At 69.8% G+C, this 14,028-nt stretch carries 1 protein-coding gene (only partly in view); it reads right to left on the reverse strand.

Annotation, left to right across the window (positions count from 1 at the left end):
• Positions 1–14,028, reverse strand: the 3' portion of a protein-coding gene (locus tag LEL84_RS05055; RefSeq protein ID WP_226513477.1) for a non-ribosomal peptide synthase/polyketide synthase. It continues 12,414 nt past the right edge of the window; the window shows 14,028 of its 26,442 coding nt (coding positions 12,415–26,442); its start codon lies beyond the right edge, outside the window; the stop codon is at positions 1–3.

The raw sequence follows: 14,028 nt of genomic DNA on the forward strand, positions 1-14,028 counted from the left end.
TCAGGCGTTGTCGCCGCGCGACTCGGCCTCGCGGATCGCCGCGTCGATCCGCGGTCCGATCACCTCGAGCGCGACGGTACCGACGATCCCGAGGTGATCGGCATCGACGTCGACACGGGTGATCCGCCCGCCGAGGAACGGTGTCCAGCGTCCGGCGGTGGTGTCCGGGTCGGTCTCCCCCGCCGCCGCGACGACGAGCATCGCGTCGCCGTCGTAGGTTCGGGGTCGGTGGTCGACGGTGCGTCGGGCCGACGTCGCCATCCGCTGGAGCATGCGGTCGAACGCGGGTCCGTCGAGGAGTCCGAGTCCGACGACCCGCTCGCGGACCGCCGCCGCCATCGCGGCCGGATCGTCGGAGGCGGTCACCGCGTCGATGTCGATGACCGCTCGCCACCCGCCGAGCAGGTCCGCGACCGTGGCTCGCGCATCTTCCGCGGACGCCTCGGCGCGCGCCGGCGCCCCGTCGGTCTCGAGTTCACCGCCGGTCTCGAGTTCGTCGCCGGTCGCGGGATAGCTGTCGAGGAGGCCGAGGAACCCGACTTCGGCACCCTGCGAACGCAATTCGGCCGCCATCTCCTGGGCGATGAGCCCGCCGAGGGACCAGCCGACGAGGTGGTAGGGCCCCTTCGGGACGATCGCCCGGATCTCGGCCACATACCGCGCGGCGAGTTCGCGGATCGACGTGGCGGCCGTGTCGCCGGCCACCACGAAGGGGTCCTGCAGACCGAAAACCGGCCGGTCGTCGAGATACGGTGTGAGACCAGCGAACAGCCACGCCAACCCATCGGCGGGGTGGACGCAGAAGACCGGTTCGCGGCTGCCGTCCGCCCGTAGCGGCACGACCACCTGACCCCGCGGGTCAGCGGTGTCGGTGGATTCCTCGTGCGTCGCCTGAGCAGCGAGCCGGGCGCCGAGATCGCGCGGTGTGGGTCCGGCGAAGATCCATGCGACCTCGACGGGCAGTCCGGTCCGTCGCCGCAGCAGCGACACCAGCCGAACCGCCGACAGCGAGGTCCCGCCGAGGTCGAAGAAACCCTGGTCCGCGTCGGTCACCGCAGTCCCGGTGATCTCCGACATCGCTTCGGCGACCGTCACTTCCCAGCGGCTGGTCGGGGCCGCGGGCTCGGCGTCCTCGCGTCCCCCACCGGCTGCGGTCATGAGCGCCGCGACCTCGCGGCGTCCGGGTCGGCCGTCCGCGCCGACCGGGATGGCGTCGACGACGCTGATCACCGTCGGAATACAGTGTGCGGGCAGCACTCTCGACAGCTCGCGTCGGAGGTCGGGGGCGCCGGGGCCGTCGCGGTCGGCCACGACCCAGGCCCCCACCTCGACTCCGTCATCCGTCGGCTGACCGTCGGACGCCGGCGCCACGACCGCCGCAGTGGCGACGCCCGCCACCGCGTTGAGTGCCGCCTCCACCGCATCGAGATCCACTCGCCGCCCGCCGATCCGGGGGTGACGCTCGACCGGCCCGAGGATCTCCGGTCGTGTCATCGAGGCGTCGATCCACCGCGCCCACATCCCCGTCGCGATCAGCGAACCGTCTCCCGCGCGCTCGTACAGCTCTCCCGGCACCCGCGCCGGTGCCGCCCGGCCCGCGCTGTCGAGGATCAGCGACGCACCGTCAACGGCACCGGTCACATCGACCTCGTCCAGCACCGTGTCGATGTCACCGGTCACGGCGTCGAGCATGCGTAGGAAGACGTCGCGTATCGATTCAATCGTCTCGATGTCGAACAGCGCTGCGGCGTAGTCGATCTCGCCGACCAACTCGACAGCCTTACCGACGGACCGCTCCGCGAGACCGAGGGTGAGGTCGACCTTCGCCGGCGGCGGCCCCGGTTCGACGGTCACGACCTCGAGACCGTCCACGATGAGCGGCTCGGCGTCCGCGCCGATACCGGGCAACGTCGATGTCCCGGACGACTCGCCGAGGTAGTTGATCATGACCTGCACCAGCGGCGCGTGGGCGGTGGACCGAACCGGGGTGAGGTGCTCGACGAGGGTCTCGAACGGGATGTCGGCGTGCGCGAAGGCCGCGAGATCGGCGTCACGAATCCGGCGCAGCAGGTCCTCGATCGTGTCCTCGGAGTGCACCGATGTGCGGAGCACCACGGTGTTGACGAACATCCCGATGAGCCCGGCCGTGGCCGCGTGCCCGCGACCGGAGATGGCGGCGCCGACGCTGATGTCCCGCACATCGGCCACACGGGCGAGTGCGGCGACGAAGGCGGCGTGACAGACCATGAACGGGGTCATCCCGTGCACGCGTGCGGTCGCCGCCACCGCCGCGCTGCGCTCCTCGCCGATCTCGAGGGGCAGCCGACCACCGGTGGGGTCGGCGATCGGTGGACGCGGACGGTCACCGGGGATCTCCAGTGCGGCCGGAACGTCGGCCAGCGTCTCGGTCCAGAACGAGTACTGCGCCGCCATCGGTGAGGTCGGGTCGTCGAGGTCCCCGAGCACATCGCGTTGCCACAGCGCGTGATCGGCGTATGCGATCTCCGGTACCTCGATCGACCCGTCTTCGGGGCGTCGACCGTTGCGGTACCCACCGAGGACTTCCGCGGCCAGGATCGCCAGGGACGCCGCATCGCCGGCTATGTGGTGCAGTACCAGCACGACTCGACACACCGGCGGCGCCGCACCCTCGGCTGATACCAGCGATGTCACCACACGCAGCGGCAGCTGCGTCGTCACGTCGAATCCCTCCGCGCACAATGCCATCGCGTCCTCGGGCGTCCCGGCCGATTCCCAGCGCAGTCGGGCCGCCGCGACCGAAGGATCGAGGATGTGCTGGAGCGGCACCCCGTCGTCGCCGAGCGGGTAGACGGTCCGCAGCGGTTCGTGTCGCGTCATCACAGCCGCGACCGCGGCGCGTAGTGCGTCGACATCGAGGAATCCCCGGATGTCGAATGCCATCGGCATGTTGTACGTCGGGGACGTCACGTCGAACTGGTTGATGAACCACAGTCGTTGTTGCGCGTACGACAACGGGATGCGCTCGGGCCGGGGCCGGGCGACGAGCGGATGGTCGGAGACCCGACGACGCGTGACGAGTTGCGCGAGCTCGCGGACCGTCGGGGTGCGGAAGAGGTCGCGCACATCGAGGTCGGTCCCGAGCTGCTCGCCGATCCGGGCGACGACCCGCATCGCGGCGAGCGAGTTGCCGCCCAGATCGAAGAACGGCGTCGTCACCGAGATCTCGTCGAGTCCCAGCACGTCGGCGACGACGACGGCCACCGCCCTTTCGACGGCGTCGGCGGGCGGCACCATCTCGACCGGCTCGCTCCGCGGCGCGGGCAGGGCCCGGCGGTCGAGTTTGCCGGTCGCGGTCACCGGGACCGAATCGAGGACCACCCACTGCGTCGGGTGCATGTACTGCGGCAACGCCTGCCGCAGATGCTCACGGATCGCGTCGAGATCGACACGGCCGGCGAGGTATCCGACCAGTGCATCACCCGCCGGACCGCTCCGGACGGTGACCGCCGCGTGTGAGATGCCGTCGACACGGGCGAGGACGGTCTCGATCTCCCCGAGCTCGATGCGCTGTCCGCGCAACTTCACCTGGAAGTCTGCCCGGCCGAGGTATTCGAGCGCACCGGAGGTGTTCCAGCGCACCAGGTCACCGGTCCGGTAGAGGCGCCCTCCGTGCGGGCCGGTGGCGTCGGCCACGAACCGTTCCGCGGTGAGGTCGGGCCGGGCGGCATAGCCGCGCGCCAGTTGATCGCCGCCGACGTACAGCTCGCCGACCACCCCGACCGGCGCCGGGCGCAACCCGTCGTCCAGCACCCACGTGGTGGTGTTCGCGTTCGGGCGTCCGATCGGCACGATCACGTCGCCGGGGGCGAAGCGGTACGCCGTCACCTCGACGGCCGCCTCGGTCGGCCCGTAGAGGTTGTCGAGGTCCGCCTGCGGCACGAGCGCCGCCATGGCCTCGGCGGTGGCCGCCGGCAGTGCCTCGCCCGACGCGTTGACCCGCCGCAACGACGACAGTGCCGCGCGCCGCCGCGGGTGGTCGCCGATGTACTCGACGAACGCCGCCATCATCGACGGCACGAAGTGCACCGAGGTGACCCGATGCCGCTCGATTTCGGCGAGGACATGGGCCGGGTCGATGTGACGGCCGTCCTCGACGATGACGAGGCGGGCCCCGGCCATCAGCGGTTCGAACAGTTCGGGGACGGACACGTCGAAGGTGACCGGCGTCTTGAGCAGAACGGCATCGTCGGGACGCAGTGGGGAACGCACCGCCATCCATGCGAGTCGGTTGAGTACGGCGCCGTGACTGACCGTGACCCCCTTCGGCGTTCCGGTCGAGCCGGACGTGAACAACGTGTAGAGGGCGTTGCCCGGACGCGGGCGACGGAGTTCCGGCCGGGGACCCGAGCGGTCCTCCGGCGGGGCGTTTCCGTCGACGACGAGGGTCGGTACCGACAGACCGGACAGCGCGGACGGGGTCACCTCAGCGGTCAGGATGACCGCGATCGACGCGGCGTCGACCATCGCGGCCACTCGTTCGGACGGAGTCGACGGGTCGATGCTGACATAGCTGCCGCCGGCCATCACCACCGCGTGGATCGCGAGCACCAGCTCCACCGACCGCGGGATACACACGCCCACGGCCACTTCCGGACCCACGCCGTGTGCGGACATCGTCTCGGCCAGCTGGGTGATCCGGTCCATGAACTCGCGGTAGGTCACGGATCGCGCACCGGCCACCAGGGCCGTCGACTCCGGTGAGCGTCGCGCGGCCGCCTCGATCGCATCGGTGACCGTCGACCACGGCACCGAGAGATCGGGGCCCACGACCAGTTCGGCGATCCGCGCGCGCTCGGACGCGTCGGTCAGGTCGATGGCACCGACAGCCATGTCGTCGGCACCGACGACCGCCTCGAGGACACTGGTCAGGCGGGTGATCGCGGTGCGCGCGGTCCGCTCGTCGAACAGGTCGGTGGCATAAACGATCTCGACGTCCCACGCGCCTTCGGGACGGATCGTCACCGCCACGGTCAGGTCGAGCTGGGTGGTGCCGGTGGACGCCTCGATCGGTTCGAAGGTCAGTTTCGCCGATCCCGAGGGGTCGGTCCCGACGGTTCCGGTGTCCTGATCGTGCAGCACCGACAGCATCACCTGGCTGATCGGGGCGAACGCCTCCGACCGGACCGGGGACAGTCGGTCCACCAGGTACTCGAACGGGACATCGGCGCGGGCGAGGGCGTTGATGTCGTCGATGCGCACCCGTTCGAGGAAGTCCCCGACCGGGGTCCGGGGGTCGACGTCGGTGCGCAGGACCACGGTGTTGACGAACATTCCCACGAGGTCGTCGAGATGCGCATGGCCCCGTCCGGCAACCGGGGTGCTGATCACGATGTCGCGGGTCGCGGACAGCCTGGCCAGCACGATCGACAGCGCGGCGTGGACGACCATGAACTCGGTGGCCCCGTGGGCGCGGGCGGTGTCCGCGATCCGCTGTGTCAGTTCGGTCGGGATGGCCGCGGTGACGCGACCGCCCCGTTGCGACGCGACCGCCGGTCGCGGCCGGTCCGTGGGCAGCGGGAGGAGGTCGGGGATCCCCGACAGTCGATTCACCCAGTAGCCGACCTGGCGACCGAGAACGGACTCCGGCGAGTCGATGTCCCCCAGCGTCTCTCGTTGCCACAGTGCGTGATCGGCGAATTGGATCGCCGGTGCGGCCGCCTCTGGCGCATGCCCCTCGGTGCGCGCCAGATAGGCCCCCCACAGATCGGCGACGAGCGGCCTCATCGACTCACCGTCGGCGGCGATGTGATGCAGTACGACGACGAGGACGTGGTCGTCGGTGTCGATCCCACCGTCGCCGACCGCGAACAGGCGGATACGCAGCGGCAGTTCGGTGGTGATGTCGAAGGCGGCATCACCGACGAGTGCGGCCGGGTCGGCGAGCTCCCGCGGAGCCGCGATGTCCTCCCACCGCAGGCGGGCCCGGGCCTCGTCGATCGGCAGGATGTGCTGCCGCGGTTCACCGCCCGGCGCCGGGAACACGGTCCGCAGCATCTCGTGGCGGTCCAGCAGGTCGACGACGGCGGCACGTAGCGCACCCCGGTCGAGCCGGCCGCGGAGGCGGACGGCCATCGGGATGGTGTAGGCCCCCGAATTCGGGTCCAACCGGTTCAGGAACCAGATCCGTTGCTGCGCATACGACAGCGGAATGTGCGCGGGCCGCGGATCGGCACGGCGCAGCGGCGGCGGTCGTGACGCGTCGTCGTAAGCGGCGTCGACGCGACGAGCGAGCAGGCGAACCGTCGGCGCCTCGAAGACGTCGCGGACACCGACGCGGATCCCGAAAGTGTCCCCCGCGCGGGCACTCACACGCGTGGCCGACAACGAGTTGCCGCCGATGACGAAGAAGTCAGCGGTCACCGACACGTCGTCGAGTCCGAGAACCTCGCCGACGATGGCCGCGAGTAACCGCTCGGTGTGCGTCGACGGCGGAACGCGTTCGGCGTCGGCATTCGACAGCTCGATGGCGGGGAGGTCGGCGCGGTCGATCTTCCCGATCGGGCTGCGCGGCATGGCGTCGAGCACCGTGAGTGCCGCCGGGACCATGTGCGATGGCAGATGGGTCGCGAGATGTTCACGGAGGGCGGAGATCTCGACCGGCCGTCCGGGGTCGACGGGTTCGACGTAACCGGCCAACGAGGTCACCGGGTTCCCGACCCCGATGACCGCCGCCGTCCGCACCTGCGGATGTGCGGTCAGGACAGCCTCGATCTCGCCGAGTTCGAGCCGTTGTCCGCGCAATTTGACCTGGAAGTCGGCGCGGCCGACGTAGACCAATCCGCCGCTGCGGTCCCGGCGCACGAGATCCCCGGTCCGGTACATCCGCGTGCCCGGTGCCCCGTCGACGGCGGCGACGAAGCGCTCGGCGGTCAGCGCCGGCCGTCCGTGGTAACCGCGTGCGAGTTCGGGACCGGCGAGGTACAGCTCCCCGACGACCCCCGGCGGCACCGGATGCAGCCGCTCGTCCAGGACATGGGCGCTCGCGCCGGGGACCGGGCTGCCGAGGTGGACCGGCTCGTCGACGCCGATCGGGGGCGAGGTGACGCTGATGATCGTGGTCTCGGTGGGTCCGTAACCGTTGTGGAACGCCACGTGCGCGGCCCACCGGTCCTTCTCCGTGTCGGGGACGGCCTCGCCGCCGACGAGGACGTCGGTCATGGGCAGGCGACCGGGATCCGGCAACGACGCCGCCACCGACGTCACCAGGAAGGCGTGGGTGGTGCGGTGCGTCGTGATGACGTCGGCGAGCTCGCGGCCCCCGTACACCTCGGGAGGCGCGACGACGAGCGTCGCGGCACTGCCGTAGGCACCGAGGACCTCGAGCATGGCGGCATCGAACGCGGGCGAGCTGATCCCCAGCCAGCGAGCGTCGGACCCGGATCGGTGGCGGTCGCGCAGCACCGTGGTGACTCCCGCGAGGCCGCGGTGCGTCACGAGCACCCCCTTCGGCGTCCCGGTCGATCCGGAGGTGAAGATCATGTAGGCGCCGGAGTCGGGTGTCACCGGCCGGTTGCGACGCGGCGGGTCGAGCGCCGGGCGTCTGCGCAGGTCGGCGACGAGCGCCGCGTCGAGCAGCAGCCGCGGCGGCCACGTGGAGGTCGTGTCGGCGGCCGGCCCCTCGACACTCCCGTCGGTGAGCACCAGCACGGCGTTCGCGGCGTCCAGGACCCGAGCGATGCGTTCCGCCGGGTAGCGGGGGTCGATCGGGCAGTACACCGCACCGGTCTTGGCCACTGCCCACAAGGCGAGCTGCGCGGTCGCCGAGCGCGGGAACGCGCTGACGACCACGTCCTCCGGACCGATACCGCGGCCGATGAGGATCGTCGCGAGATGCGAACTCGCCGAATCGAGTTCGGCATAGGTCCAGACGTGTTCGGGGTCCGCGGCGGCGGGGTCGACGACGGCCGGGTGGGCCGGACGCATCCGCGCCGCGTCGACGAGCAGGTCCGAGAGGAGTCCCGGGGCGGGATCAGGGTCGCCCGAGACGAGCGGGATCATGTCCTCGTCCGGGGCCAGCAGCTCGAGGTCCCCGACCGGCAGTGTGCTGTCGCCGACCGCGGACGTCAGTACGCCGACGAATCGGTCCGCGAGCCGACGCGCGGCGGAGTCGTCGAAGAGGTCCGTTGCGTAGGTGAGCGAACCGCGCCACGGAGCCCCCTCGGCCGGGTCCGTCAGAACACCGAGAGTCAGGTCGAGTTTTGCCGAGGTGTCCTCGACGGCAACGGGTTCGACGTCGAGGCCGGCGACCTGCCCATCGGGGGCGCCGGGAGCGGCGAGATCGGACGTGGTGAGCAGCACCTGGACCAGTGGCGCATGGGACGCGGTGCGGGCCACCCCGAGTTCGTCGACGACGTCGTCGAACGGTACGCCGGCGTGATCGAGGGCGTCGAGATCCACCTCGCGCACCACCCGCAGGAGGTCGGTGAACGGCTGTGCGGGGACGATCGGGGTCCGCAGCGCGACCGTGTTGACGAACATGCCGATCAAGTCGTCGGTGTCGCCGTCGCGGCCCGCGGCGGCGGTCCCGATGACGACGTCGCGGCTGCCCGACAGCCGACCCAGCACCGCGGCGAGTGCGGCGTGCAGCACCATGAATGCGGTGGCGTCGCCGGCGCGGGCGAGGATGCCGATCCCCTGCGCGACACGTCCCGGGATGACGAACTCGACGGTCGCGCCGCGCATGGTCGGCGTGGCCGGGCGTGGATGGGTGGTGGGCAGATCCATGAGGACCGGGGCGCCGTCGAGCCGGCGGGCCCACCACTGCCGGTGCTCGTCCTGCTCGTCCGCTCGTCCGGCGACCTGCAGGACGTGATCGGCGTACTGGATCGGGAGCGGCGGCCAGTCCGGGCTCCGACCGTCGCGTCGTGCCGAGTACGCGGTGAGCAGATCGCGCGACAGCGCCCGGCCCGACTCGCCGTCGGCAGCGATGTGATGGATGCTGACGGCCAGCAGTGCACTTGTACCGGGATCGACGTATACGCGGGCGCGCACGGGCAGGTCACGGGTCAGGTCGTATGGCTCGGCGGCGACGGCCAGCGCTTCGGACTCGGAATCTGCCACCGCCCAGTCGAATACGGGATTCTCCGGATCGACGTCGTGGATTCGTTGCTCGGGGCGTCCGTCGCGGGACACCGGGTAGGTGGTCCGGAGAACCTCGTGACGCGCGACCACGTCCGCGAGCGCTCGACGGAGATGTTCGACCTCGACCGTGCCGCGGAGTCGGAAGGCGAACGGGATGATGTACGACGCAACCGCCGGCTCGTACTGGTTGATGAACCACATGCGGCGCTGGGCGCTCGAGAGAGGCAAGACCGACGGACGGGCCGGTGCAGTCGACCGATCCGGGACTACTGTTCCGGCCCCGGCGATGTCTGCCGCCTGGACTCGACGCGCGAGATCACGGACCGTCGGGGCGTCGAAGACGTCTCGCACCCGTACCGGGACCCCGAGCATCCGGGAGACACGGGCCGCGAGTCGGGTCGCGGCCAGTGAGTTGCCGCCGAGATCGAAGAAGCTGTCGGTCACCGACACCGAGTCCGCGGCAGACAGCCCGAGCACGTCGGCGAAGACACCGGTGATCGCGACTTCGGCGTCGGTCTCGGGGAGCACGCGTTCGGCCGCGACGAAATCCGGTGCGGGGAGGTCTTTTCGGTCCACCTTGCCCGCGGTGTTCAACGGCAACGCGTCCAGGACGACCCAGGACGTGGGCCGCATGTACGCGGGTAGTTGCTCAGCCGTCGCGCGCAGATGCTCGACGTCGACATCCGCTCCGGTGACGTGAGCCACGAGTTGTTCTCCCGCAGCGAGTTCCATGACCGAGACCACCACCTGGGCGACACCCGGCGTGGTGCCGAGGACGGTTTCGATCTCCCCCAACTCGATCCGCTGCCCCCGCAACTTCACCTGAAAATCAACACGACCCACATACTCCAACTCACCCACACCACTCCACCGCACCCGATCACCCGTCCGATACAACCGCACACCCACCCCACCAAACGGATCCGCCACAAACCGCTCCGCAGTCAACCCCGCCCGCGACGCATACCCCCGCGCCACCTGCACACCACCCAGATACAACTCACCCACCACACCCACCGGCACCGGACGCAACCGCGAATCCAACACCCACACCGACACATTCGGCACCGCCCGACCAATCGGCACCACCACCTCACCACCCGACACCACATACGACGTCACATCCACCGCCGCCTCCGTCGGCCCATACAAATTCACCACCCGCACCCCCGGCACCAACCCCCGCAACCCCTCCACCGCACCCACACCCAACGCCTCACCCGAACAAAACACCTGACGCAACGACCCCAACCCCGAACCCAACCCGCCCGAACTCACCCGGCCCGAACCCCGCAGCACCGACTCCTGCGGCACCGACTCCCCGAGAGCATCCACAAACACCGACAACATCGACGGCACAAAATGACACACCGACACCCCGAACCGCTCCACCACCGACGCCACATACCACGGATCCCGATGACCACCCGGCTCCGCCACCACCACCGAAGCACCAACCATCAACGGCCAGAACAACTCCCACACCGACACATCAAACGACACCGGCGTCTTCCACAACACCACATCCCGCCGCTCCAACCCGAACAACGACTGCATCCACCCCAACCGATTCACCACCGCAGCCTGCGACACCGTCACACCCTTCGGCCGACCCGTCGACCCAGACGTGAACAACGTGTACACACCCGCACCACCCGGCACCTCCCCCACACCCGACACCACCTCACCCAACAATCCCACACCCAACCCCTCACCAACCACCACACCATCAACCGAAACACCCACCCCCTCACCACAATCCACCACCACACGCCGCACACCCCCAACACCCACAACCCCCGCAACAACACTCCCCCCACCCACATCCCCCGCCCGTACCAACACCACACCCACACCCGCCGTCGACAACATGAACCCCACCCGCTCCGCAGGCGCATCCACCTCCACCGGCACATACCGACCACCCACAGCCACCACCGCATGCACCGCCACCAACAACTCCAACGACCGCGACATCACCACACCCACAGCCGAATCCACACCCACACCCAACCCCGACAACTCCCGCGCAACACCCCCCACCAACCCACCGAACTCCCCATACGACACCACCCGACCACCCACCCGCACCGCCACCGAACCCACCGACAACCCCACCCGCTCAGCAACCACCGACCCCACCGAACGACCCGACCACCCCAACCCCACCTCCACACCACGCGACCAACCCTCGATGGCGGCGCGCTCGGTGGCATCGACGAGGTCGATGTCGCCGACGATCACGTCGGGATCGGCGAGGCCCGCGTCGAGGACGTCGACGATCCGCGCACCGATGCGTCGCACCGTGGGTTCGTCGAAGAGGTCGGTGGCGTACACGATCCGGCCGGCCAGCCCGGCGAGGGCACCGGCGTCGTCCCGATCGGCGGACATCCCGATCATGAGGTCGAACCGGGCAGCGGGCGCACCGGCCTCGACGGGCGTGATCGTCAGCCCCGGCGCGGACAACTCCCCCACGGAGGTCTGTTCGAGGGTCAACAGCACCTGGGTCAGCGGCGCGAACGCCTCGCTGCGCGCCGGGGCGAGGGCATCGACGAGGTACTCGTAGGGCACGTCGGCAGCGGCGAACGCATCGAGGTCGGTGTCGCGCACCAACCGGATCAGTTCCTCGAAGGTGGCCGAGGCGTCGACCTCCGTGCGTAGGACCAGAGTGTTGACGAACATGCCGATCAGGTCGTCGAGTTCGGCACGCCCACGGCCGGCCACCGGTGAACCGACCGCGATGTCCGACGTCCCCGACAACCGGGACAGGACCACCGCGACCGACGCGTGCAAGACCATGAACACGGTCACGCCGTGGGCGCGGGCGAACGACTCGATGCGGGGTGCGAGATCCTCGGGCAGGTCGAGGTCCACCACCGCCCCGCGGAGGGACGCCACCGGCGGCCGGGGTCGGTCGGTGGGCAACTCGAGGACCTCGGGCAGGCCGGCGAGGTGATCGCGCCACCAGCGCGACTGCCTGCCGAGTTCGGAGTCCGGATCGTCGATCGAGCCCAGGGCGCGCTCCTGCCAGAGCGCGACGTCCGCGTAGTGCACCGGCAGCGGAGGACGGACAGGCGCGCGACCCTCGACGCGGGACCGGTACGCGTGCAGGAGATCGTCGACCAGGGGCGCCAGTGACTCGCCGTCGGCGGCGATGTGGTGCAGCACGACGACCAGCACGTGGTCGTGTGCCCCGCGGTCGTCGGCACCGCGGTCGTCGGCACCGCGGTCGTCGGCACCGCGGTCGTCGGCACCGCGGTCGTCGGCACCGCGGTCGTCGGCACCGCGGTCGTTGGCTCGGAGGATGCCCGCACGGATCGGGAGGTCGCGGGTGACGTCGAACGGTTCCGCGGACAGCGTCTCCACCCCGGCGGTCCGCCACCACTGATCGACGGTGACGTCGTCAGCCGCTGCGATGTCCTGCCACGGCCGGCCATCCGGGCCCTGTGGGTAGCGCGTCCTCAGCACCTCGTGCCGGTCGATCACATCGGCGAGTGCCGCGCGCAAGGCGACGACGTCGAGACGACCACGCACCCGTAGGGCGAACGGGATGTTGTAGGCCGATGACCCCGGATCGAACTGGTTGATGAACCACATGCGTTGCTGCGCCGGTGACAACGGGAGGCGGGCAGGACGCGGGATCGAACCGAGGTCTGCTGTCTCGGTGGGTGAACCGCTGTCGGTGCGACGGGTCGCGTCGACGAGAGCGGCCATCGCGCGCACGCTCGGTGCATCGAAGAGTTCACGAACGCCGAACGGCACACCGAACGCGTGGGCGACCCGCGCCGCCACCCGAGTGGCCGACAGTGAATGCCCGCCGATCTCGAAGAAGCTGTCGGTCACCGAGATCGCCGTGGCGTCCCCACCACGACCGAGCACCTCGGCGACCATGCCGGCGATCGCGTGTTCGGTGTCGGTGTCCGGTTCCACCCGTCGAGTGGAGAAGAGATCCGGCGCGGGCAGGGCTTTTCGGTCGACCTTGCCCGCGGTGTTCAGCGGCAACGCGTCGAGCACCATGACGGTGTCGGGAACCATGTACGACGCGAGCCTGCGGGCGGCATGGTCTCGTAGCCGCGACACCGCCGACTCGTCGGGTCCGGTGACGTACGCGACCAACCGGTCGTCGTGCACCAGAGCGACTGCCGAGACCACGTCGTCGGCGCTCGCGAGGACGGTTTCGATCTCCCCCAACTCGATCCGCTGCCCCCGCAACTTCACCTGAAAATCAACACGACCCACATACTCCAACTCACCCACACCACTCCACCGCACCCGATCACCCGTCCGATACAACCGCACACCCACCCCACCAAACGGATCCGCCACAAACCGCTCCGCAGTCAACCCCGCCCGCGACGCATACCCCCGCGCCACCTGCACACCACCCAGATACAACTCACCCACCACACCCACCGGCACCGGACGCAACCGCGAATCCAACACCCACACCGACACATTCGGCACCGCCCGACCAATCGGCACCACCACCTCACCACCCGACACCACATACGACGTCACATCCACCGCCGCCTCAGTCGGCCCATACAAATTCACCACCCGCACCCCCGGCACCAACCCCCGCAACCCCTCCACCGCACCCACACCCAACGCCTCACCCGAACAAAACACCTGACGCAACGACCCCAACCCCGAACCCAACCCGCCCGAACCCCGCAGCACCGACTCCTGCGGCACCGACTCCCCGAGAGCATCCACAAACACCGACAACATCGACGGCACAAAATGACACACCGACACCCCGAACCGCTCCACCACCGACGCCACATACCACGGATCCCGATGACCACCCGGCTCCGCCACCACCACCGAAGCACCAACCATCAACGGCCAGAACAACTCCCACACCGAAACATCAAACGACACCGGCGTCTTCCACAACACCAC

The sequence above is a fragment of the Gordonia sp. WA4-43 genome (assembly GCF_020520305.1).
Taxonomy (GTDB): Bacteria; Actinomycetota; Actinomycetes; order Mycobacteriales; family Mycobacteriaceae; genus Gordonia; species Gordonia hongkongensis.